Here is a 23,225-nt window from a genome sequence, read left to right on the forward strand (position 1 = left end):
AAGCCCTCAGTTCACCGTCACCCTGAACCGCACGCTGCCCGTGCCGCCGGGCGCGAGTTGCCCGGTGAACTTCCAGTCCAATGGCCCCGTTCCGCCCGGCGCTTGTGCGACCGCACATGCCACGGCCGGCGCAGGCAATGCATTGGCCGGCGTGCGCTTCGTGCATGCGGTCAGCGTCGCCGGGGTCGCGCCTTCCTGCGAGGCGACGAAGCTGGTGTAGACCGGCGTGACGTCGCTCACCGTCAGGCCGCTGATCGGCGTTGCGCCGTTGTTGGTGTAGGTGATGCGGTACTCGAGCGTCTCGCCCGACTTGGCTTCGTTGTTGAGTCCGAAGTCGCCGTTCTTCGTCAGGTTGCGCACTTCCTTCTTGAGCTCCAGCGCCGTGCTCGACACGGTCGTGGTGTCGAGCACGAGGTAGCTCGCGCTCAACGCGGGTGATGCGTTCGTGAACACGAAGCTCGCCTGCACCGAGCGCTTGTCGTTGTAGCCGGCGAGCGCGCCGGCCGGAATGAACTCCTGCACCACCACGCAAAGGTTCTGCCCCGTCGTCACGGGCCTGGGCACCGCCGGCGGATAGAGCACCGTAGCGCCGGCCTGCAAGGCACCGGTGCAGCCTGGGTCTTCGTAGATTTTTGCGCTCCAGCCGTCGATCGGCGGTGTGGCCACCGCGCCGGCCACGCCGAAGCTCACCGTCCCGCCGGTCTGCGCCACGAAGGTGTGCGCGTGGCTCACGCTGCTGCCGGGCGAGCCGGTGCGGGCGCTGTCGGCGCCGAAGCGGTTGAGGGCCACATCGCCGAAGTTCAGCTCGCCGGCCCGGGCCTCGTTCCATGCAAAGGCGATGTGGTCCGGCGCCCCCGCGGCGGTGCGCGTGTAGGTGTAGGTCCGCCCGCCCACGGCCACGCCCGTGCCGGAAGGCAGCGGCGTGGCGCCGACCGACGCCCCGGTGGACAGATGGCCCGCCGGTGTCACCTCTTCGACGCATAGCGGATCGCCATCGGACGGCGACGACGGCTGCGACGGCACCTCCAGGCGGTAGTGGCCCGAGCCGTCGGTCACCGCCGTGGACCACACGCCCGCCGCACAGTTGGTGAGCCGCATCTGCACGCCCACGAGCCCCGCTTCGCCGCCGTTGGCCACGCCGTCGTTCGGCACGCCCGCGCCGCTGCCGTTGTCGCTGAAGACGCGGCCGGTGACGGCATGCGCATCGCTGTTGACGAAGGTGCATTCAAGGTCCGCACCGGCCACCATCCACTCGGCAGGAATCTTCAGCACATTGCCGGCCAGCACCACCGGCGGCGCCGACGCGGCCGCTGCGGCCGGCCTCGAACCGGAGGTCCCGCGAATGGGCGACGGTGCGATGACGTCCTTCAGGTCGCGGCAGCTGGCGCTCACCGGGTTCACGGGCCAGCCGGCAGGCGACGTTTCGGTGATGGTGACCGGCACGCCCACCTTGCCGGTGATCGTCTGCGCACCGATACCCCGGCCCGGCGCGCTGACCGTGATGGTGTCGCGGGCCACGCTCAGGCCCGACAGCGCAAAGTCGAAGCGATGGGAGCCGGAACCGCTGATCACTTCCTTGGCGATGCGAAGCCGCGGGTCCCCAAAGCGGACCGCGACCGGCCCCGTCGAGCCGTCGCAGGCCGTTTCGTTCGGCGAGACAGTGCAGGTCGGATCGCCACCGCCGCTCAGGTTGACCGCGTTGGTGCCGCCGTCCGGCCCCACGGCCGTGGCATCGACGTTGACAGGAATCCGGACAGAGAAGGTGCCCGGCACAACGCCTGCAGCCACGCTGCAGGTGACGACTGTTGCACCTGCCGCGGGGCAGCCGCTCATGACAGCACCTGTGCCAGACGGCACCAGCACGGGAGGCCCGGCCAACGTGATGCCCTTGGGCAGCGCATCCTGGATCACGATGGGCGCCGTGGTCGGCCCCGACGTCACCGCCACTTCGATCGTGTAGTACTGACCCGGCGCACCGACGATCATCGGATTGAATCTCGCGAACTTGTTTCCGAAGATCTTCGGCGCGGGAGCCACCGGTGTGGTCGCCGTGCTCACACACGCCCCCGCACCGTTGCAGGCAGGGTCCCCGCCACCCACGGCCGTGGCCCTGTTGGTCACGCTCGGCCTCGCCGCCGCGAGAGGCGTCACCGGGATGACGAACGACGCGGAGGTTGTCATGCCCGCAGGCACCGTGCACGTCACGGCCTGCCCTGCCCGGCTGCAGCCTGAAGGCAGCGTGCCGATCGTCAAGGAGGCAGGAATGGTGTCGGTGATGACGCTGTTCGCCGTGGTCATGCCGCCGTTGGTGCTGCTCAGTTTCAGTGTGTAGCTGGCCTGCGCGGCAACGACGAACTGCGCCACATCAGCGATCTTTTCGAGTTTCAGCGTCGCTTGGGGCACCACGCGCGTGGCCGGCGTGCTCGCATCGCACGCCTCTGCTGGCGCCGTCGTGCAGGCGACATCTCCACCGCCGCCGAGATTCACCATGTTCGTGCCGCCCGTTGCGCCCACGGCCGACGAGGCGACGTTCACAGGAATCCGTATTTCGAAGGTGCCGGGCGCGATGCCCGCCGCCACGCTGCAGTTGGTCGTGTTCGGTCCCGAGGTCGGGCAACCACTCAGCACGCCGGCGGTGGTTCCCGCCACCAATGTCGGGGCCCCGCGCAGGGTGACGCCCGGCGGCAAGGTGTCCATCACCGAGATCGGCGCCGTGGTCGTGCTGTTGGCCACGGTAACGAGCACAGCGTAGAACTGGTCGGGCGCCCCCACCACCAGCGGGCTGGCGCTGACCGTCTTGGTCGAGGTGATGGTGAGCGGAAGCGCCACCGGCGTGGTCACCGTGCTCGTGCACGCCCCCGTGCCGTCGCACGTGGCGTCTCCGCCCCCCGATGCCTTGGCCGTGTTGGTCACGCCGGGCACTGCGGCACCCTGGGGTGTGACGGGAATGACGAAGGAAGTGGACGTCGTCAGCCCGGCAGGCACCTTGCAGCTCACGACCTGGGCCGCCCTTGCACACCCGGCAGGCAACGCGCCGATGGTCAGAGATGAAGGCACCTCGTCGATGATCGTCGTCTCTGCCGTGGTGGGTGCGTTGGTCTCGTTCGTCAACTTCAACGTGTAGTTGCTTGACGCACCGACGCGGAAGCTCGCCGCATCGGCAGTCTTGCTCAACACCAACTTCGGCGACGGCGTCGAGAAGCAGACCTGATAGACGGTCCCATTTGCTCCGCCGTTCAAGCTGACTTGAGAGAGCTGGACCGAAGAGACTGCTGCCGTCGAAATTTCCAGTTTGGCAGTGCCCCCCAAAGGGTTGATGGGACCTTGCTGCATAGCCAGAATGTCTCCGTTCGCATCGATCGCGAGCACACCCCCGCTTGGCGGGAATGGGGACGTTACTTCATTTGCTGTGAAGGGGTGATGGCTGCCGTTGACATCTACCACCAGCTTGTCGCACGAAGTACCGCTGCAATCGGCAGCTTGCATCAGAATAGACGCATTGGTTATTGGGACTGAAAAGTCGAACGTACATGCTTCGATTGCGGGACCCCGTTCAGCCCCCATCCAGACGCCATAGAACCCATAGAAGTCGAGCTTGCTTTCGCATCCACTGCCCTTCAACGTGACGGCAACCCCTCCGTAGTTTCCGCTGTCTGCTGTGCATATGTTCGCCGCAATCGCCGGCATCAGCAGCGAGGTCAGTGCCAGAAAGGCGACGCCGCGCAAGGCATGAAAGAAGTGCGCCACGCCTTTTGCAAGCGCCATCGCACGCGTCCGCACGGGTAGGCAGCGAAGCGCCGTCGCGCAGCGCATCGAATCAGTTTTTTGCATTTTCATTGGCCATTGCTCCGCGACTTCATCGATCGGTCCACTCGTCCTTCACGGGGGCTGCTCCGCCCGCCGACGCGGCACCCAGCGCCGTTTCGTCGAACTTGAAACGCAGCCGGATGTACGCGCCCTTGCTCGTGTAGTCGTTGGCCGCCAGGTCGCGGTCCTTCAGGCCCACGAAGTTGTAGCCCGCCGACACCCACAGGTCCTTCATGACCTGGTAGCCGACTTCGATGCCCAAGGTCTTCTGCAGGCCGCCGCCCTTGCCGCGCAGCAGGCCGGCCTGCACGCCGAGGTCCCAGCTGTCGTTGAGGTCTGGGGCCCGCGCCGAGGTCACCGTTGGCGACACTGCCGGTGCCTGTACCGATCTTCGTATTGGTCAGGTCGACCAGGGTCTCGATCACGCGCTCGAGGCGGTCTTCGGTCGCATCGATCTTCGTGTTGTCGCCCACGGAACGACCGAGCACGGTGGCCACGTAGGCGCCGCCCACGGTGGCCGGCGGCAGTTGCACCTGCGTCACGATGTTGAAGCTCGCGCCAGCCGGGATCGGACCGGTGTCGGGCACGCCGTCACCGTTCGTGTCCAGCAGCGGTGCGCCGGTGTCTGCCGCGAAGAACTGGAAGCTCGTGCCGGCCGGGAAGGTGTTGGCGGAGATCGACAGGTTCACGGCATCGGTCGCGCCGCCCGTGTTGAACACGGTTTGCGGGAACCGGACGCTGCTGCCTGCGACGGCCAACTGCCTCGTGGTCAGGTCTTGCCCGGCGGGGTTGGGCGTGCCGGGTGTCGCGTCGAGCGCCGTTGCAGCCGTGGACGGGTTGGAACCCACCACGATGCCGAAACGCGCCAGGACGGTGTACGCCGACGGGTTGGAGGTCGAACCGACGGTGCCGATCAACGCTGCGGTCACGCCGGCCGGCGCGTTCGCGGGGTTGTAGCGGGCCACGTTGGTGGTGGTGGACGTACCGACCGCCGCGGTGCTGTTCACCAGCACCACGAAGCTCAGCGTTTGCGTCACGTTCGGGTTCAGCGAAGCCACCACGGCATTCAGCGTGTTGCCAGTCGCCTGGAAGTCGATGCCCGACGGATCGCCGCCTGCACCGTCACCCAGCGCCGTACCCGACGCACCGCTCCACACTGCCGAACCCGTGACGTAGGTCAACCCTGCCGGCAACACGTCGGACAGCGCGAACTTGCCCGGTGCGCCGCCCGTGTTGTTGAACGTGAGGGTGTAGACCGAGTACTGGCAGTTCGCGTTCGACGCGAGACCGGCTGTCCAGCTCGTGGCCGTGCAGGCGGCGGAAGAGCGCGGCCCGCTGGTCGGCGCGGTCGGCCAGACGCCGTTGCCCGGTGCCGCGACCGACGGAGCGCCAATCGACTTGGTGACGTTGAACACCGCATCGGTGGCCAGCTTGACCTCGTCCTTGTCGGCCGCCGAGGTGTTCGGCGCGATGTACAGCCCCGGGGTGCCCGGGGTGGCGGTGATCGTCGCCGCATCGAAGTTGCCGGTGCCGCTGGCCGAGCCCGGGATCGTGTAGGCCACGACGAAGCGGAACGCACCGTTGTTGCCGGGCACGCTCTGCGCCGGGGTCACCGTGCAGACGTCCGTGCCGACCGCCGAGCAGAGCGCCGTCGTGCTGTCGGGCAGCCCATTGCCGTCGGCATCGGCAAAGACCTCGACGCGCGAGAACTTGCCCGCATCGGCCTTGACCGTGAGGCCGAAGGTGTCGACGCCATTGCCGGTGTTGGTCAGCACGTGAGGCGCATAGACCGTGGCGCCGGCCGCGCCGGACTTGGTGTTGACGATGGTCGTCGTGACCTGGTTGACGCTGTCGAGCGTGAACGAGCCCACCTGGAGAACGGTGGTCTGCACCAGGTTGGAGGTCGCGACCTGGGTCGTCCCGGCGGCGTCCGAATAGCTGGCGGACGCCTGGTTGCCGATGACGGTGTTGGCGGGCGGCGACGCGGCAAATGCAGCCGGGCTTCCGAAAAGGAAGCCCAGCGTCAACGCTGCGGCGCCTGCCCAGGGCGCGCACGGCTTGCAGCCGCTGACGCGTTGGGTTGGCTGGGTGGGAATCACGTAGTTTTCTCCTCTGTTGTCGATGAACGGGAACACGAAAGAACCTGGCGGATACGTTTCGACGGGCGAACGCGTACCTGCCGACTGGCACTCAGAAACAAGAGATCGATGGAAAAGGCGGGCGCCCTCGCCTCGCGCAGCGCGCGAGGGCCGGCGCGGCCTTTACTTGCCGCGCGGGGGCGGCGTGGCGGGCGTGGGAGGCACAGCCGTTGGCGGCGCGACGGTTTCGACCTTGGCGCGCGCGCTCACGGCGAGGCTGCCGTTTGCGGGCAACTGGCCCAGGCTCCAGCGCAGCATGCGGTACTCGCTGTAGGGAACGGGTTCGGTCTTGCCGCCGGGCAGTTTGCGAACGAGCGGCTCGGGCTCGAAGACGGCGGTCTTGGTGGCGGCTTTCACGAGGCTGGCGCCAGGCTTGGCGCTGCGCGGCAGGTATTCCAGCCCCTCGGGGATCGGCAGATCGGCCACGAGGCCCTTGACCGGTTTGCCCGTGTTGTTGGTGTAGGTGGCCTTGTATTCGATGACGTCACCCGGCTTGATGGTGGCCGCGTCCTGGAACTGTTCATTGCCGTCGGGCCCCTTGACCACCTTCGACTGGGCGAGGACGACGGTCACGGCCTGGGTCGCGGCAGGTGCGCGCGACGCCTCCAGCGAAGCGGCGGGTTGCGCGAACGCGACGGTCGCGGCGCCTGCGGCAAGCAGGACCAGGCCTGCGCGGATCAGCGGGTGGACCGCCCCTGCGCGGCCTCGCGACGACGACAAGAACAAGTCCCATGTGGATGCTGTCATTCAAACCCCAATTAACAATATTTGAAATTCACGCGCAAAATTTACAATCAACTTCTTATTGCAAACAAATGACCAACATTGCTTGCAATTGAAGGCAATCGGCCACTTAGATTTTTGCGTACTGAATTCTTATGTCTCGGGGCTTTTATGGCAATCAAACAAAAGAACAGAGGATGCGCAAATGAGACATATTGAACAAACAAAATGCATCCACCATTTCGTTCGACCTGAAGCCCCCTCAATTGAAGCTTTCAAGCTTCTGGGAGAATCAAAACAATTGAGATCGAATGACAACAACCGCAGCCTCAGGCGTGCTCCCTATTCATGGAATAATATTTTCAATAAATTCAAGCTCATAGAATTAATTTGAAATCACTCATTCGATGCGGTACAAGAAATTATTCATTGATGAATTACAGAGAAATCCCGGTGGTCATGAAAATATCGAACTCGCAAAGAATCCGGTAAATATGAGCGCTTGCCCACCCTTTTCCCATCACTCATTCACGTCGTCTCGAATCACAGGTTCTTGATTTCAATTCAGGCGTTCTACTGATTGAATCCAGAGATTCCACGGCAATTCCTCGCTGCGCCCGTAGGGCCATAATTGGCCAATCTGGCCAGAATCCCCTACACTCGCGCCCCATGGCTCCCCTCTCGCCCCGTCGATACCCTGCGCGCGCAGCCCTGCCCATGGCAGCGGCCGGTCGTCGTGTGGGCGCCGTCGTCGCGGCGGCCACGTCGGTCCTCCGACGCACGTCCGCACATTCCTGAGCCCGGCGGTCCGCTACCTTCTTCTTGATGCGCACACCTTGACCGCCGGGCACCACACCGCGCGGTAGCGACCCTGTCTGTTGGAAAGGCGGGTTGCGTTCATCTGGAGTGCTTCATGCTTTCAACCGTTCACGGGGAGCGCACGCTCACCGAACTCGATTACGTCCGTCTCAGCAAATTCGCGGACACGCCGCTTCCCCCGGCCCTGGTCGATCTGCTCGACACGGCCGACATCCTTCCGTCACGGGAAATGCCCTCGGACATCGTGACGATGTACACCCAGGTGGAAATCGAAGACCTGCCCGCCGGACAGCGGCAGAAGATCGTGATCTGCTATCCCGCCGATGCGAACCCGACCACGGGCTTCATCTCGGTGTTCTCGCCCGTCGGCATCGGCCTGCTGGGCCAGAAGACCGGCGCGGTCGCGCGCTGGAAGACGCCCGGCGGCGGCGAACACAGCGCGCGCGTGATCGCCGTGCTGTTCCAGCCGGAAGCCAGCGGCGACTACACGACCTGAAAGTGCGTCGGTTCAGGCCGGAGGCCGGCGCCCCGCCGGCCGGTCAGTGCTGCAGCACGCCGGCGACGCCGGGGCCCCTGCTCTTCGCGCTGTCGATGGTCGCGCTGACGGAACTCGTGTTGACCGCCAGCGCCACCAGCACCGCCCCCACGAACGACGGATCGGCGCTGCCGCTGTAGCCCGACGCCCCGGCAATGGCCAGGGCCTGCGCGACCTGTTGCGTCGTCAGCTCGACGGCGGCTTCTCCCACGATATTCCTCTTCTTTGTGGCCATCTGAAAACTCCTGCGAATGGAGTTCGGACTGTAACCAAGCCCCGACAAGCGCCACAAATGTTCCTGACCGTGTGACTTTCGACACTGGCCCGCGCATCGGTCGGCCCGTATCGTCGCGCGGGCGCGGCGCCCGCCGGTGGGGCGGACGCCACATTGTTTTCATTTGACGGACAGGGACATGCCTTTTTCCAAACTCTCTCTCGCCAGCGCACTCGCGGGCCTGCTCGCGCTTTCCGGTTGCCAGACCATGGACATGCAGATGGGCGCTCCGGCGGCCAAGACCACGGCCACGGGCAGCGCCGCCGGCGGCGCCACCTCGGGCGAGAGCAGCCAGCTCGAACGCTGCGATTCGCCGCTCGGTACCGTCTCGCTGATCGAGAACGTCAATGCCGGCTGGTACACCATCCTCACCGGTGAATACCGCCTGCCGCCCACGGCCAACCTGCTGCGCCTGCTGGTGCAGCAGTCGAACTGCTTCGTGGTGGTGGAGCGCGGCGCGGCCGGCATGAACGCCATGACGCGCGAACGCGCGCTGATGCAATCGGGCGAGATGCGCGGCGGCAGCAACTTCGGCCGCGGCCAGATGGTGGCCTCCGACTACGGCCTGTCGCCCGAGATCGTGTTCAGCAACAACGACGCCGGCGGCATCGGCGGCGCGCTCGGCGGCCTCGTGGGCGGCGGCCGTGGCCGCGCCATTGCAGCCGTGGGCGCCAGCCTGCAGACCAAGGAAGCCAGTGCGCTGCTGACGCTCATCGACAACCGCTCGGGCGTGCAGGTGGCTGCGGCCGAAGGCAGTGCCTCCAAGACCGACTTCGCGGGCTTCGGCGGCCTCGGTGGCCGCAGCGGCGCCGGCGGCATCGGCGGCTACACCAACACCGCACAGGGCAAGGTGATCGCGGCGGCCTTCATGGACGCGTTCAACCAGATGGTCCGTTCGCTGCGCAACTACAAGGCGCAGACGGTGCGCGGCCAGGGCCTGGGCGGCGGTGGCCGGCTCGGCGTGGACGGCGGCGCCGCCCCGTCGCAGACCTCGGCGCCGGGCGCCGCCCGCCCGCGCCGCAAGTAAGCGCGACCGTTCATCGTCTTCGAAGTGACCCGGTCCGGATATCGACCGGGTTCACAATTCACCCTCTGGAGGTGAAACACGATGGATGGTTTGGAAGAGTCGGCGGAAGCAGCCAAGGGCAAGCTCGTTTATCCCTTTGCACAGCTTCCGCCACGCGGCAAGTCGATCGAGGTCGCCGACGGGGTCCACTGGATCCGCATGCCGCTGCCCTATTCGCTCGACCACATCAACCTGTGGGCGCTGGACGACGGCGACGGCTGGGCCGTGGTCGACACCGGCGTGCGCACCGAGGAAACGGTGGCGGTCTGGCGCGAGCTGTTCGCCAACTCGCCGGACACGCGCGGCCTCACCCGCGTCTTCGTGACGCACATGCACCCCGACCACGTCGGCATGGCCGGCTGGCTCACGCGCAAGTTCGGCGTGCGGCTGTGGATGACCCGCTCCGAATACCTCATGTGCCGCGTGATGGTGTCCGACACCGGCCGCGAAGCACCCGACGACGCCATCGCCTTCTACCGCCGCGCCGGCTGGGGCGAGGCGGCCATCGAGACCTACCGCACGCGCTTCGGCAACTTCGGCAAGCACATCCACCCGCTGCCCGACAGCTTCCGGCGCCTGCGCGACGGCGAGGTGCTGCGCATCGGCGCGCACGACTGGCGCGTCGTCACCGGCAACGGCCACTCGCCCGAGCATGCGTGCCTGCACTGCCCCGACCTGAAGGTGTTGATCTCGGGCGACCAGATCCTGCCGCGCATCTCGTCCAACGTGTCGGTCTCGCCCGTCGAACCCGATGCCGACCCGATGGCCGACTGGCTCGCGTCGCTCGCCAAGCTCAAGCGCGAAGTGCCCGACGACGTGCTGGTGCTGCCGTCGCACAACGAGTGCTTCCGCGGCCTGCATGCGCGCATCGACCGCCTGCAGCACGGGCAAGAGCGCTCGCTCGACCGCTTGCGCAACGCATTGAAGACGCCGAAGCGCGCGGTCGATGTGTTCACGAGCCTGTTCGCGCGCAGCATCGCCGAATCCGACGTGCCGCTGCTGGGCATGGCGACCGGTGAAAGCCTGGCCTGCCTCAACTACCTGCGCCACCGCGGCGAGATCGCGTGCGACATCGCCGACGACGGGGTGGCCTGGTACCGGCTGACGTCCGCCGCCTGAGCGCCGGTCAGACCTCGAGCACGACCTTGCCGATATGCCCGGCGCGCTCGAGGTAGCGATGGGCCTGCACCACGTCGTCGAGCGCGAAGCTGCGGTCGATGCGCACATGCAGCGTGCCATCGGCAAGGCCCGCATCGATGAACGCCAGCGCACGGCCCAATGCGCCCTCGTCGCGCGGCAACCCCATGGTGGCGGCACCCGTGTGCTCCAGCACTTTGTAGACGTGGAAGCGCCAGCTCTTGCGGAACTGCGCAATCACCGGAAACCTGAATTCGGCGCCGCCCGACAAGCCATACAGCACATACCAGCCGCCATGCGCGACCACGTCGCCGAGCCGCTCGACCTGCGCGCCGCCCACGCCGTCGTACACCAGGTCGAAACCTCGACCCTCGGTGAGCTCCAGCACGCGCTCGACCACGTCTTCTTCGTCCGTCACGACCACATGCGTCGCGCCCGCTTTCCGCAGCGCGTCGCCCTTGGCAGCCGTGCGCGTGACCGCGATGGCGACGATGCCCGCCGCGCGCGCCATCTGCAGCGCCGCGATGCCGGTGCCCGATGACGCCCCGGTGACGAGCATCACCTGGCCGCGCTGCAGCCGCGCCATCTCGAACATCGGGAAGTAGCCCGTGAGGTAGGCCATGTAGGCGCCCGCAGCCTGCGCGGCCGACAGGTTGGCGGGATACCGCACCACGTGCGCGGCCGGAAAGAGGATGCGGTCGCCGTAGGTCGGATACAGCCCCTGGCTCGCCCCCGGCAGCACCGCGACCCGGTCGCCCACGCGCAGCCCTTCGACACCCTCGCCCACCGCCTCGATGACGCCGGCGGCTTCGTTGCCCAGCCCCGCCGGCAAGGTCGCATCTTCGATGTACAGGTTCTCGCGCCACAACGCGTCGGCCCGGTTCAGGCCGATGGCCTGTACCGCGATGCGCACCTCGCCAATGCCTGGCGCCGGCACCGCGACCTCTTCGAGCTTCAGCACCTCGGCACCGCCGAATGCGTGGAAGCGAACCATCCTGCTCATGAAACTCTCCTTCTTGAATGACCGATGGCTTCAATCTAGAGGCCGCAGTGGCATCAAGGAAATCGATTCGCGGGATAGTCGCTATGCGCACCATCGATAACGCCCCGACCCCGATGAAACCCATCGAACTCAACCGCATCGACCTGAACCTGCTCACCGTGCTGGCCGCGCTCATGCGCGAGCGCCACGTCAGCCGCGCCGCCGAGCGGCTGAACCTCGGCCAGCCCGCGGTGAGCCATGCGCTCGCGCGACTGCGCGAACTCACGGGCGATCCGCTGCTGGTGCGCCAGGGCCGCGTGATGGAACCCACCGCACGGGCGCTCGCCCTGATGCAGGGCCTGGGCCCCGCCCTCGCGCAGATCGAGGCCACGTTCCGTGCGCAGGCCGACTTCGAACCGGCGCGCGCCGCGCCGGTGTTCCGCATCGGCCTGACCGATGACCTGCAGATCGCGATGCTGCCCCGCCTGCTGCGCGCCCTGAGCACCGAAGTGCCCGGCGCCAAACTGGTGACGCTCACCGTCTGCTACCGCAACGCCATGCGCTACCTCGACCAGGGCCGTGTCAGCGCGGTGATGTCCTTCCTGAAAGACCTGCCCGCCGATGCGAAGGTGCGCAAGGTCCGCACCGCGCGCTTTGCCGTGCTCCGCGCCGACACCGCGCCCGGCAGGCTGTCGCTCGACGACTACTGCCGCCGACGCCACCTGCTCGTGACCTATGCCGGCGACCTGTGCGGCACCGTCGACGAAACGCTGGGCGAACTCGGACGCCAGCGCGACGTGCTCTTCTCGGTGCCGCAGTTCGGCAGCCTGCCCGCCGTGCTCGCCGGCACCGACCTGCTGGCCACAGTGCCAGAGCACGTGGCGCTGGCCCTGTCGGCGCAAAGCGGCTTGCGCTGCGAGCCCCTGCCCTTCGACAGCCCGAGCTACCAGTTGCGGATGGCCTGGCGTGCCGTGACCGACAAGGACCCGGCGCAGGCGTGGCTGCGCAAGGCCATGCTGCGGGCTGCCAACGATTAGGATGCAGATCCACTTCCCTGGAGGACCCCGCATGCCGAGCACCGAGACCCACTTCGAACTGACCGCCAACGACGGCCATCCGGTGGAGGCCCACCGCTGGCAGGGCACCGCGCCGCGCGCCATCGTGCAGCTGGCACATGGCATGGGCGAGCATTCGCTGCGCTACCGGCCGCTGGCCGACGCGCTCACGCAGGCCGGCTACGTCGTCTACGCGAACGAGCACCGCGGCCACGGCCCGGGCGCCGCCGCGCGCGACGAACTCGGCGAGTTCGGCCCGCGCGGATTCGCCGGCCTCGTGGAGGACATGGCGCTGCTCAGCCGCCACGCGCGCGCCGAGCACCCCGGGCTGCCGCTGGTCCTTGTCGGCCACAGCATGGGCTCGTTCGCCACGCAGTACTACCTGGTGCGACACAGCGAGCTGCTGTCGGGCGCGGTGCTGTCGGGCACCACGGCGCTCGACCTGCTGGGCGGCGCGCTGCAAAGCGGCTTCCGGCTCGAAGACATGAACGCCGCGCTGCCCGACGTGCGCACGCCCTTCGACTGGCTCAGCCGCGATCCGGCCCAGGTCGATGCCTACATCGCCGACCCGCTGTGCGGCTTCACCGTGTCGGCCGAAGGCATGGGCTCCATGTTCGCCAGCCTCGACGAACTCACGCCCGCCGCGATGCAGACGCGCATCCGGCCCGAGCTGCCGCTGTACCTGTTCACCGGCGACCAGGACCCGGTCAGCAACAAGGCCGAGTGGTTCTACCCGCTGGTGCAGCGCTACCGCGAGGCCGGCCTGCGCGACGTGTCGTGCCATGTGTTCGGCGGCGCGCGCCACGAAACGCTGAACGAAACCAACCGCGACGAAGTCGTGGCCGTGCTGCTGGCCTGGCTGGCGCGCATCGTGCGATGAAGCTCCTCGCCTTCGACGAGAGCCTGGACCAGCGCCACATCCTGCCCTACGACCCGGCGTACGCCGAGGTGTTCGCGCAGGTGCAGCGCCATGTGCAGGCGCAGCTCGAGGGCGTGGAACTCGTGCACATCGGGAGCACGGCCATCGTCGGTTTGCGGGGCAAGCCGATGGTGGACATCGCGGCGATCACGCAGCGCGAGAACTTGCGCAGGGCCCAGGCGGAATTCGAGGCCCTCGGATTTCACCGCCGCCCCGTGTGGGTCGACACGGACGAGAAGCCCTACGTCTGCGCGTCCGTGCTGCACGACGGGCGCAGGTTCAACCTCAACCTGCACATCTGCCATCGCGGCGACCCGGTGCACGTGGACTCGCTGGCGTTCATGGAAGTGCTCGACCGGCGCCCGGACCTGCGCAGGAAGTACGAAGAAGCCAAGGACCGCGCCCACGGCATCGACCCGGCCGACCCGCAGGTCTACAACCGTGAAAAGGAAGCGGTGATCCGCGAGATACAGGCCCAGGTCGGGCAGGCCTAGGCTAGAGGCTCGCCAGTATCCCGGTCGACGTGGCCTCGGCCGCCAGCTTCCCGTCCGGGTTGTAGAGCGCCGCTTCGAGAAACGCCACGCGCTTCCCACGCCGGATCACGCGCCCCTCGACCCGGCCTTCGCCGGGGCCGACCTTCTCGTAGAAGCTCACCTTGATTTCCAGGCTGAAGACCGTCTGCGCCTGCTCGGTGTCATGCATGACCGCATGGGCCATGGCGGCGTCGAGCCAGGCCGTGATGAAGCCGCCCTGGGCGATCGTGCCGTTCGTGTGGCAGTACTCGCGCCGCACGGTGAAGGCGGCCTTCAGCGTCTTGTGCTCGGCGTCCCAGCCGGTCACGTGGAAATTGCCCATCGATTCGGACAGCGCCTGGCCCGAGCGGATGCGGGCTTCGAGTTCGTCGTTCATTGGTTTCGTTCGCAGCAGGTGAAGCAACGGGCATTCTCAGCCGAAAGCGTGGGGCCATCGGTCACCTCAGAAGGTGTGAATGAATCCGGCGTGGCCGAGCAGCCCGCCCAGGCGCGGCCCATCAAGGCGCAAAGCGCAGCCATAGCTCAAGCTATGGCGAGCATTTGCAACGCAGAGGGGACGTGTCTGGGCGGGATGAGCGGACATGCCGGGTTCGTTCGCACCTTCTCAAAGGTAGCGCACCTCCGCCGGCACCTCGAACCAGTTGTTGTGGCGACCATCCATGTAGCGCACCGGCGCGGTGGACAGCTCTTCGAGCGTCGCGTCGTCCAGGCAGGAGACGTTCACGCTGACGTACGCGCCGCCGATCTCCGGCACGTTGCCGCGCCCGAAGGACTTGACGCCGCAATGGCGGCAGAACAGGTGCTCGGCGCTGAACGAGCCGAACTGGTAGCTCGACAGGTCTTCTTCGCCCGACAGCAGCGTGAAGTCGGCCGGCTTGACGATGGCGCCCCAGCCGCGCGATTTCATGCAGATCGAGCAGTTGCACTTGCCGGTGCCCGCGGCGAGGTCGATGAGCGCCTGGAAGCGCACCTTGCCGCAGTGGCAGCTGCCGTGATAGGTCTTCTTCATGGTCGGTGTCCGTGGAAACGAGTGGAGGAAACCCAAGGCTACGACCCATTGCGGACAGATTCTGTCCTCGATCGCAGGCATGATGCGGCCCATGCTGTCCGCTTCCGCCCGCCTGCTTCGCCTGCTCGCACTGTTCCAGGCCCAGCGCGCCTGGACTGGTGCCGCCCTGGCCGAGCGCCTGGAGATCACCGAGCGCACGCTGCGCCGCGACGTCGACCGCCTGCGCAGCCTCGGCTACACGGTCGACTCCACCTCGGGCGTGGCCGGGGGCTACCGGCTGGGCGCGGGCAGCGCCCTGCCCCCATTGCTGCTGGAAGACGAGGAAGCCATTGCCGTGGCGCTGGCGCTCGGCCATGCCGGCACGGGCGAAGGCGATATCGGCAACGCCTCGATGCGCGCCCTCGCCAAGCTCGACCAGCTGATGCCGCCGCGCCTGCAGCGCCGCCTGGGCAGCGTGCGCGCCTCGGTGGTGCCGGTGATGCGAAGCAAGTCGGGCGTGCGCGTGAAGGCGGTGTCGATGTTCGCCGAGGCCTGCACCGAGCGGCGCGAACTGCGCTTCGGCTACCAGGACCACCACCAGACCGCCACGGCGCGCACGGTGGAGCCGCACCGCGTGGTGCAGACCGGCCAGCGCTGGTACCTGCTGGCCTGGGACACGGCGCGCCAGGACTGGCGCACCTTCCGCCTCGACCGCATCGTCGACGCCGAACCGACGGGCGCGCGCTTCACCGCACGCCGCCTGCCGCTGGGCGACGTCGAGGCCTACATGGAACACGCGCTCAAGGTCTCGCCCTACCTGCACCACGCGCGCGTGATCGTGCATGCCCCGCTCGCGGCGCTGGAACCGCACCTGGGCTGGGTGGGCGGCGTGCCCGAGGCCCTCGACGCGGGCCGCACGCGCGTCGTCACCGGCGCCAGCTCGCTCGATGCGCTGGCCGTGTGGCTGGGCTGCCTGGGCCACGAAATTGAAATCGAGTCGCCTCCCGAACTGGTGCAGCACGTGGCGCGCGTCGCGACACGGCTGGACACCATCGCGCGCCGGCAGGGTACCCCCATCCCCCGTCTATAGGATGGGCTCGCCCGATACCGGTCGATAGGCTTGCGGCACCTGCAACCTCCGAACGGAAACGGATCTGCCCATGCGCCTCGGCCCCGGTCTCGCCTGCGGAAGCCCGCCATGCCCCTGACCGCCACCCAGGTCGCCGTGGTCGAGGACGACAGCGGCATGCGCGAGCGCATCGCCCGCGTGATCGGCGCCGACCCGGCGCTGGCGCTGGCCTTCAGCGCCTCAAACGCGGTCGACATCCTGAACTGGCTCACGGACAACCCGGTCGACGTGCTGCTGGTCGACCTCGGCCTGCCCGACCACCCCGGCCTGCAGGTGATCCGCCAGTGCCGCCGCATGCAGCCGGCCTGCGCGGTGATGGTGCTGACGATCTTCGGCGACGAGACCCACATGGTGCAGGCCTTCGAGGCCGGCGCGCGCGGCTACCTGCTCAAGGACGGCACCGAGGCCGACCTGGCGGCGCACCTGCGCCACCTGGGCACCGGTGGCTCGCCGCTGCCGCCAGGCATCGCGCGGCAGCTGCTGCGGCGCTGGCAGGCCTCCGACGGCGCGCCCGGGCACCTCTCGTCGCGCGAGGCCGAAGTGCTCGACCGGGTGTCTCGTGGTTTCACCTATGCCGAAATCGGCGCGCAGATGGGAGTCTCCGCATCGACGGTTCAAACCCATATCAGAAACATCTACGGCAAGCTGGATGCGCCCCCACCCTCGGACGCCGTGTTGGCGACCCGCCCTCCAGGCCGGCTTTCCTAGCCGCGTGAGCCGCCCCTTCTTTTCCCGCATGCAAGCCGTGCTGCAACTGCTGCTGTGGCTGGTGCTCGCAGCCCCCTTCGCCCATGCGGCCACCCCGCCGGGCACCACCGACGTGGACTGGGCCGAAGCCAGCCTCGAACCCGACGGCCTGCCGCTGCAGGTGCGCCAGGTGGCGCTGCCCTTTCGCTGGGACCACGAGTTTCCGGGGCGCGGCGGCAAGGCCAGCTACCGCATCGTGCTGCCCCCGGACGCCGCCCGCGCGGACGACGCCCAGGCGCTCCTGATGTCGGGCCTGGGCAACCAGGCCGCCGTGTGGTTCAACGGCGCGCTGGTCGCCAACTACGGCGTGCTCGGTGATCCGGCCTACGACGCCGGCAAGGCCAACCTGCTGATCCCGCTGGCCGCCGCGCTGCGGCGCGGCGACGGCCAGCCGCAGGAGCTGCTCATCCAGGCCACGATGCAGCGCCAGCGCGGCGGCGGGCTGGCCAGCGTGCTCTACGGCCCCGAGGCCTCCCTGGCCCCGCTGCACCGCTCGCAGCAGAACTGGCGCAACACCTCGGCCATCGTCTACGCCGTGAGCCTGCTGCTGATGGGCGGCCTGGCCGCCGGGCTGTGGCTGCGCCAGCGCGACGCGCTCTACGGCTGCTTCGCGCTGGCCGCGCTCTCGGGCGTGGCGCGCAACCTCGACCGCGTGCTGACCGAAGGGCCCGTACCCTGGCCGCTGTGGGGCGCGGTGGTGGCGGTCTGCTATGCCTGCCACATCGGGCTGATCGCGCGCTTCGTGCTGCTGGTGCTCGACCGCAACCCGCCCTGGCTGGTGCGCTCCATCTACGGGGCGCTGGCGCTGTCGGTGGTGCTGGCCTGCGCCTCCTTCGCCTTCGCGCTGCCGGCGCTGTGGACCACCGGGCTGGCGATCCTGCAGGTCACGAGCACCATCTGCCTGCCCTACGTGGTGCACGGCGCGCTGGTGGCGCGGCGGCGCATCGCGGGCGTGCTGATGGCGGCGGGCACGCTGGCCATCCTGGCCGGCGCGCACGACCTGCTGCTGGTGCGCATGGGCCTGTTCGGCGGCGCCTACTACACGCTCACCTCGCACGCGATCTTCTTCTTCGTGATGATCCTGGCCGGTCTCGTGGTGGAGCGCTACAGCCGCACCGTGGCCGACTACCGCTCGCTCAACGCCAACCTCGCAGCGCGCGTGGCCGAGCGCGAGGAGCAGCTGCGCGGCGCCTTCGAAACCGTGCGCAAGCAGCAGGAAGAACAGGCCGTGCTGCTGGAGCGCCAGCGCATCATGCGGGAGATCCACGACGGCGTCGGCTCGCAGCTCGTGGGCCTGCTCAACGTGGTGAACCAGCCCGCGCCCGATCGCGACGTGGTCGAGGAGCACGTGAAGCTGGCGCTCGACGAGATGCGCATGGCCGTCGATTCGCTGCAGCCCATGCACGACGACCTGACGACCGTGCTGGCCACGCTGCGCTACCGCCTGCAGCCCCGGCTGGACGCGGCCGGCATCGAACTGGTGTGGGACGTCGCCCTCATCCCCACGCTCGCGCCCTTTGCCGCGCAGGCTGCACTGCAGCTGCAACGCATCCTGCTGGAGGCCTTCACCAACGTGCTGAAGCACGCCGGCGCCACGCGCATCGTGATGCACGTCGGCTGGCACGGCGAGCAGACGCCGCCCCTGGTGCGCATCGTGCTCACCGACAACGGCCGCGGGCTGCCGGCGAACGAACGCCCCGGCGGCCACGGCCTGGCGAACATGCGTTCGCGGGCACAGGCCATCGGGGCGCGGCTGCAGATCGAGCGGGCCGACGCGCAGTCCGGCGGCACGCGCGTGTCGCTCGACTGGCCCTGCGCGCTGCCCTGAGCGCGCACGGGTCGGTCAGCCCAGGCGCACCGGCACGAAGATCTTGTCCTCGCCGCGCTGGATCAACAGCGCCACCGACTTGTCGGCCTTGGCCACCGCCTGGCGCACCTGCTCCAGGCTCTTGGCCGGCGTGCCGTTGATGGCCAGCAGCACGTCGCCGGCCTGCACCCCGGCCATCGCCGACGGGCCGGCCACGTCCTCGATCAGCAGACCGCCGTCGACCGAGGCCGCGCGCTGTTCCTGCGGCTGCAGCGGGCGCAGCGCCAGGCCGAGCTTGCCCTGCCCCGCCGTGTTGTCGGCCTTGGCGACCTGCGCCGGCTTGTCGCTCGCGTCGCCCAGCTTGGCCTGCAGCTCCTGGCGCTCGCCCTGGCGCCACACCTCGAGCGTGACCTTCTTGCCCGGCGCCTGCTGGCCGATGACGGCCGGCAGGTCGCCCGACGACACGATCGCCTGGCCGTCGACCTTGCGGATCACGTCGCCCGCCTTCAGGCCGGCATGGTCGCCGGGGCCGCCCTTCTCGATGTTCGAGACGAGCGCACCCTCGGGCTTGTCGAGCTTGAACGAATCGGCGAAGGCCTGGTTCACCTCCTGCACCGCCACGCCCAGGCGCGCATGCGTGGCCTTGCCGGTGGCGACGATCTGGTCCTTCACCTGCACGGCCACGTCGATCGGAATGGCGAACGACACGCCCTGGTAGCCGCCGCTGCGGCTGTAGATCTGCGAGTTGATGCCGACCACCTCGCCGCGCGCATTGAGCAGCGGCCCGCCCGAGTTGCCGGGGTTCACGGCCACGTCGGTCTGGATGAAGGGCACATAGCTGTCGTCGGGCAGCGAACGGCCCTTGGCACTCACCACGCCGGCGGTGACGGTGTTCTCGAAGCCGAAGGGCGAGCCGATGGCCAGCACCCATTCGCCGACCTTCAGGTCCTTGGTGTTGCCGAGCGCGAGCACGGGCAGATTCTTGGCGTCGATCTTGAGCACCGCGATGTCGGTCTTGGCATCGGCGCCCAGCACCTTGGCGCGGTACTCGCGGCGGTCGGTCAGCTTGACGGTGACTTCCTTCGCGTCCTTCACCACGTGTGCGTTGGTCATGATGATGCCGCTCGGGTCCACGATGAAGCCCGAGCCCTGCGAGCGCACCGGCACGGCGCGCTGCTGTTGCTGCTGGCCGCGCGGTCCCATCTGCCCCTGGAAGTGGCGGAAGAACTGGAACATCGGATCGTCCGGGTCGATGCCCTGCAGCTGCGCCATCGTGTCGTCGTCCGGGGCCTTCTCGGTGCCGGTCACGCTGATGTTGACCACGGCCGGGCCGTCGCGCGAGGTGATGGTCGAGAAGTCGGGCAAGGTGACCATGGCGGCCGGCGCGGCCACGGCGGCGGTGGTGGCCGGGGCGTTCACGGCGCGGGCGCTGGTGTAGGCCCCGGCGCCGACGGCACCGATCACGCCGGCGCTGGCCAGCGCGATCACGAGGGCACGGGGGGAGATCAGGGCGGCTTTCATTCTTCGATTCCTTTCAATCCTGCGCCGGAGCGCAAACACGGTGAAAGGAATGTCGCGGCCTTGACTTAGGCGTCGCTTAAACGGAACTCACTCTTTGGCGGGAGCGAACGTCACCCGCACGCACAGCCCGCCGAGGCTCGTGGACTCTTCGAGCGCCACCGTGGCGCCATGCAGGTCGGCAATCGACTTCACGATGGCCAGCCCCAGCCCGCTGCCCGGCGCCTGCGGCTCGCCCGAGCGGTAGAACCGGTCGAGCACGCGCGCGCGCTCGGCCTCGGGCAGGCCGGGGCCGCTGTCGTCCACGCGCAGCTCCACCGCATCGGCGCGCTTCACGAGGCCGACGTCGACCCGCCCGCCTTCGGGCGTGTACTTCACGGCGTTGTCGATCAGGTTGCGCAGCAGCATGCGCAGCGCCTCCGGCTGGCCGCTCACGGTCGCGCCCGCGTCGGCTTGCGCCACGCCGATGTCGATGCGGCGCGTCTGCGCGGCCGCCACCGCATCGGAGATCGCCAGGCGCGCCACCTCGGCCAGGTCGACCGCTTCAGGCTTCGCACCCGCGGCCACGCTGGCCTCGTGACGGGCCAGCGCCAGCATCTGCTCGACGAGGCGCGTAGCGCGGTCGATGCCGGCCGACAGCCGGCTCACGGCCAGCGTGCGCGCCGCGTCGTCGGGCGCGCGCTGCAGGCCCTGCACCTGCAGCTTGAGCGCCGCCAGCGGCGAGCGCAGCTCGTGCGCGGCATCGGCCACGAAATGCTTCTGCGCATCGAAGGCATGGCGCACGCGGCCGAACAGCAGATTGAGTTCCTGCACCAGCGGGCGCACTTCTTCGGGCAGGTTCTCTTCGCTCACGGGCGAGAGATCGTCGGCCTGCCGCGAGGCCACCTGCCGGCGCACGCGCGCCACGGGCGCCAGCGACAGGCTCACCACCCACCACACGACCAGCATCAGCAGCGGCGCCATCAGCGCCACGGGCACGATGGTGCGCAGCGCGAGCGAGCCGGCCATGTGGCGGCGCGCCGCCATGTCCTGCGCCACCTGGATCACCAGCCCGCGCGTCTGCATCGAGAACACGCGGTAGGTCGTGCCGCGTGCGCGCACGTCGGCAAAGCCCAGCACGGCGAGCTGCGGCAGCGCCGCCTCTTCGGCCGACTCGAAGATGCGCACGCCGTCGACCGTCCACACCTGCACCACGAAATCGAAGTTCTGTTCCGCGCCGCCGAGCCCGCCCACGGCCGCGCTCGGCGGCAGGCCCGCGCGCAGCGACAGCGCCATCTGCTGCATGTGGTAATCGAAGATGTCGTCGGCCTCTTTCAGCACCGTGCGATAGGCCACCAGCGCCTGCGCGCCGGCCGCGAGCACGATGGCCGCAAGCAGGAACACCAGCAGCCGCGCGCGCAGCGATCCGGTCCATCGCATCACGCGGCGCATCATGCCTTGGGCACCATGTAGCCGACGCCGCGCACGTTGCGGATCAACTCCGCGCCCAGCTTCTTGCGCAGGCCGTGCACGTAGACCTCGACTGCGTTGCTGCTGATCTCGTCCTTCCAGCCGTAGAGCTTTTCTTCGAGCTGGGCGCGCGAAAGCACCATGCCCGGGCGGGCCAGCAGCGGTTCGAGCACGGCCCACTCGCGCGCCGAGAGCACCACCGGCTCGCCGTTCACCGCGACCTCGCGCGTGGCGGGGTTGATGCTCACGCCCATGTGCTCGTACACCGGCTCGGCGCGCCCGGACGCGCGCCGCAGCAAGGCGCGGATGCGGGCCAGCAGCTCGTCGAGGTCGTAGGGCTTGAGCACGTAGTCGTCGGCGCCGGCATCGAGGCCTTCAATGCGCTGCTGCACCGAGTCGCGCGCGGTGGCGATCAGCACCGGCATGCGCTGTTTGCGCGCACGCAGGGCGCGCAGCACTTCCAGGCCGTCGCGGCGCGGCACGCCCAGGTCGAGCAGCACGAGGTCGTACTGCTGGGTGCGCAATGCGGATTCGGCGGCGTCGCCGTCTTTGACCCAATCGACCGCGTACTGCTCGGCCCGCAACAGGTCGAGCACGGCCTCGCCGATCATCACGTCGTCTTCGAGAAGCAGGAGTCGCATGGTGGTGTCCGTTTCGGGGGTTCGAGGCCGTGCCGGCGCCGAAAGTTCAGCGCCCCCGCGTTCACAGGAGGGAGCGCACCTCGCGCGCCGCCTCGAACAGCAGCGGCAGCATCTCGCGCTGCAAGGTCTCTTCCTGGTAGCGCGTGCCCGACAGCACCACGTTGAGCGCGGCCACCGTGTGGCCCTGCATGTCGCGCAGCGGCACCGCCAGCGCCTGCACGCCGAGTTCGTGCTCTTCGCTGGCTAAGCAGTAGTCGTCCTTGCGCACCTGCGCGATGCGCTGGCGCAGCGCGCGTGCCTGGGTGATGGTGTGTGGCGTGAGCCGCGCCAGGTGCCGGCCCTTGAGCCACTGCGTGAGCTGCGTGGCGGCCATGGCGGCCAGCAGCACGCGCCCGGTCGAGGTGGCGTGGGCCGGCAGGCGCGCGCCCAGGTGCAGGCCGTAGGCCAGCACGCGCGTGGGCGTGCCGTAGCTGCCGCTGCGCGCGACGATGACCACCTCTTCGCCGTCGAGCACCACGGCCGAGAACGACTCGCCCGTCTGCGCCGCGAGCCGGTTCAGCGTGGGCTGCAGCGCGCGCGGCAGGCGCGACGAGGCCAGGTAGCTGCCCGAGAAGCGCAGCACCTTCGGCGCCATCCAGAAGTAGCTGCCGTCGGTTTCCAGGTAGCCCAGGTGGGCCAGCGTGAGCAGGTGGCGCCGGGCGGCGGCGCGCGTGAGGCCGGCACGCTCGGCCGCCAGCGTGGCGTTCAGGCGCTGGCGCTCGGTGTCGAAGCTTTCGAGCACCGCCATCCCCTTGGCGATGCCCTCGATGAAGTCGGCGCGGGCGATGGTCATTCGTCGTCGGGAGTTCGTCGTGGATCGGTCGGCTGATGAAGTGTTGCGCGATCATCGCGCACGCGTTCGCATGATCGCACAGAGCCTCTCCAGCCGCCGCCCCAACCGGCCGCCCGCGCCCTACGC

The 23,225-nt window shown here is 68.5% G+C and carries 20 protein-coding genes; 9 read left to right on the forward strand and 11 right to left on the reverse strand.

All coding sequences use genetic code 11. The features are described 5' to 3' along the window. Positions 1 to 6: 6 nt before the first annotated feature. From AC1RAA_RS06080 to AC1RAA_RS06090, 3 genes are all read right to left on the reverse strand, one after another. Positions 7 to 3,837 carry a prealbumin-like fold domain-containing protein gene (locus AC1RAA_RS06080; RefSeq protein ID WP_492727146.1) on the reverse strand — a complete coding sequence of 1,277 codons (3,831 nt, stop codon included), beginning with the start codon at positions 3,835 to 3,837 and terminating at the stop codon, positions 7 to 9. Further along, on the reverse strand, positions 3,834 to 5,942 hold the full coding sequence (locus AC1RAA_RS06085) for a hypothetical protein (protein WP_492727148.1): 2,109 nt from the start codon (positions 5,940 to 5,942) through the stop codon (positions 3,834 to 3,836). The genes AC1RAA_RS06080 and AC1RAA_RS06085 overlap by 4 nt, the downstream gene beginning before the upstream one ends. A gap of 126 nt (positions 5,943 to 6,068) precedes the next feature. Then, positions 6,069 to 6,665, reverse strand: a complete 597-nt coding sequence (locus AC1RAA_RS06090; protein WP_492727150.1) for a hypothetical protein — start codon at positions 6,663 to 6,665, stop codon at positions 6,069 to 6,071. Between the two features lie 916 nt (positions 6,666 to 7,581). Between AC1RAA_RS06090 and AC1RAA_RS06095 the strand changes: the two genes are divergently transcribed. Then, positions 7,582 to 7,983 carry a GreA/GreB family elongation factor gene (locus tag AC1RAA_RS06095; protein WP_062472433.1) on the forward strand — a complete coding sequence of 134 codons (402 nt, stop codon included), beginning with the start codon at positions 7,582 to 7,584 and terminating at the stop codon, positions 7,981 to 7,983. Positions 7,984 to 8,026: 43 nt separating this feature from the next. Here the strand turns inward: AC1RAA_RS06095 and AC1RAA_RS06100 are convergent, their stop codons facing one another. Further along, positions 8,027 to 8,257 (reverse strand): hypothetical protein, encoded by a 231-nt coding sequence (locus tag AC1RAA_RS06100; RefSeq protein ID WP_062472430.1) that lies wholly within the window; start codon positions 8,255 to 8,257, stop codon positions 8,027 to 8,029. A 178-nt stretch (positions 8,258 to 8,435) separates the two neighbouring features. Between AC1RAA_RS06100 and AC1RAA_RS06105 the strand changes: the two genes are divergently transcribed. Beyond that, positions 8,436 to 9,323, forward strand: a complete 888-nt coding sequence (locus AC1RAA_RS06105; RefSeq protein ID WP_070060896.1) for a CsgG/HfaB family protein — start codon at positions 8,436 to 8,438, stop codon at positions 9,321 to 9,323. Between the two features lie 81 nt (positions 9,324 to 9,404). Next, the gene (locus tag AC1RAA_RS06110) at positions 9,405 to 10,481 is read left to right on the forward strand and encodes an MBL fold metallo-hydrolase (RefSeq protein ID WP_492727152.1); all 1,077 of its coding nucleotides are present in this window, start codon (positions 9,405 to 9,407) and stop codon (positions 10,479 to 10,481) included. Positions 10,482 to 10,488: 7 nt separating this feature from the next. Here AC1RAA_RS06110 and AC1RAA_RS06115 read toward each other — a convergent pair whose 3' ends face one another. Beyond that, the gene (locus AC1RAA_RS06115; protein ID WP_492727154.1) at positions 10,489 to 11,502 is read right to left on the reverse strand and encodes a zinc-dependent alcohol dehydrogenase family protein; all 1,014 of its coding nucleotides are present in this window, start codon (positions 11,500 to 11,502) and stop codon (positions 10,489 to 10,491) included. 113 nt (positions 11,503 to 11,615) lie between these two features. Between AC1RAA_RS06115 and AC1RAA_RS06120 the strand changes: the two genes are divergently transcribed. The 3 genes from AC1RAA_RS06120 to AC1RAA_RS06130 are packed head-to-tail and all read left to right on the forward strand — an operon-like array spanning position 11,616 to position 13,949. Then, positions 11,616 to 12,518 carry a LysR family transcriptional regulator gene (locus AC1RAA_RS06120; RefSeq protein WP_307635669.1) on the forward strand — a complete coding sequence of 301 codons (903 nt, stop codon included), beginning with the start codon at positions 11,616 to 11,618 and terminating at the stop codon, positions 12,516 to 12,518. A gap of 31 nt (positions 12,519 to 12,549) precedes the next feature. After that, positions 12,550 to 13,416: an alpha/beta fold hydrolase gene (locus tag AC1RAA_RS06125; RefSeq protein ID WP_492727156.1), complete on the forward strand. Its 867-nt coding sequence runs from the start codon at positions 12,550 to 12,552 to the stop codon at positions 13,414 to 13,416. After that, a complete protein-coding gene (locus AC1RAA_RS06130) occupies positions 13,413 to 13,949 on the forward strand; it encodes a GrpB family protein (RefSeq protein WP_492727158.1) in 537 nt (178 codons plus the stop codon). Before AC1RAA_RS06125 ends, AC1RAA_RS06130 begins: the two co-directional genes overlap by 4 nt. Before the next feature lies 1 nt (position 13,950). On the opposite strand, the gene AC1RAA_RS06135 is transcribed toward AC1RAA_RS06130, so the two are convergent. After that, on the reverse strand, positions 13,951 to 14,364 hold the full coding sequence (locus tag AC1RAA_RS06135; protein WP_062478117.1) for a PaaI family thioesterase: 414 nt from the start codon (positions 14,362 to 14,364) through the stop codon (positions 13,951 to 13,953). A 228-nt stretch (positions 14,365 to 14,592) separates the two neighbouring features. Further along, entirely contained in the window at positions 14,593 to 14,997 is a 405-nt protein-coding gene (locus AC1RAA_RS06140) for a GFA family protein (RefSeq protein WP_095745513.1), read from the reverse strand. 91 nt (positions 14,998 to 15,088) lie between these two features. Here AC1RAA_RS06140 and AC1RAA_RS06145 point away from each other — a divergent pair, with 91 nt between their 5' ends. The 3 genes from AC1RAA_RS06145 to AC1RAA_RS06155 all read left to right on the forward strand — a co-directional run bounded on the left by AC1RAA_RS06145 (position 15,089) and on the right by AC1RAA_RS06155 (position 18,680). Continuing rightward, positions 15,089 to 16,066 carry a helix-turn-helix transcriptional regulator gene (locus AC1RAA_RS06145; RefSeq protein WP_492727160.1) on the forward strand — a complete coding sequence of 326 codons (978 nt, stop codon included), beginning with the start codon at positions 15,089 to 15,091 and terminating at the stop codon, positions 16,064 to 16,066. A 108-nt stretch (positions 16,067 to 16,174) separates the two neighbouring features. After that, positions 16,175 to 16,813 carry a response regulator gene (locus tag AC1RAA_RS06150; RefSeq protein WP_070060902.1) on the forward strand — a complete coding sequence of 213 codons (639 nt, stop codon included), beginning with the start codon at positions 16,175 to 16,177 and terminating at the stop codon, positions 16,811 to 16,813. A gap of 28 nt (positions 16,814 to 16,841) precedes the next feature. Then, positions 16,842 to 18,680: a sensor histidine kinase gene (locus tag AC1RAA_RS06155; RefSeq protein WP_492727163.1), complete on the forward strand. Its 1,839-nt coding sequence runs from the start codon at positions 16,842 to 16,844 to the stop codon at positions 18,678 to 18,680. A gap of 15 nt (positions 18,681 to 18,695) precedes the next feature. Here AC1RAA_RS06155 and AC1RAA_RS06160 read toward each other — a convergent pair whose 3' ends face one another. The 4 genes from AC1RAA_RS06160 to AC1RAA_RS06175 all read right to left on the reverse strand — a co-directional run bounded on the left by AC1RAA_RS06160 (position 18,696) and on the right by AC1RAA_RS06175 (position 23,099). After that, positions 18,696 to 20,180 (reverse strand): Do family serine endopeptidase, encoded by a 1,485-nt coding sequence (locus AC1RAA_RS06160; RefSeq protein WP_159271618.1) that lies wholly within the window; start codon positions 20,178 to 20,180, stop codon positions 18,696 to 18,698. 87 nt (positions 20,181 to 20,267) lie between these two features. Beyond that, positions 20,268 to 21,596 (reverse strand): ATP-binding protein, encoded by a 1,329-nt coding sequence (locus AC1RAA_RS06165; protein WP_492727165.1) that lies wholly within the window; start codon positions 21,594 to 21,596, stop codon positions 20,268 to 20,270. An 11-nt stretch (positions 21,597 to 21,607) separates the two neighbouring features. Beyond that, a complete protein-coding gene (locus AC1RAA_RS06170; RefSeq protein WP_062478105.1) occupies positions 21,608 to 22,267 on the reverse strand; it encodes a response regulator in 660 nt (219 codons plus the stop codon). Positions 22,268 to 22,328: 61 nt separating this feature from the next. Next, positions 22,329 to 23,099, reverse strand: a complete 771-nt coding sequence (locus tag AC1RAA_RS06175; RefSeq protein ID WP_492727167.1) for an IclR family transcriptional regulator domain-containing protein — start codon at positions 23,097 to 23,099, stop codon at positions 22,329 to 22,331. Between the last annotated feature and the right edge of the window lie 126 nt (positions 23,100 to 23,225).

The sequence above is a fragment of the Variovorax sp. GW823-FHT04F07 genome, from assembly GCF_058795995.1.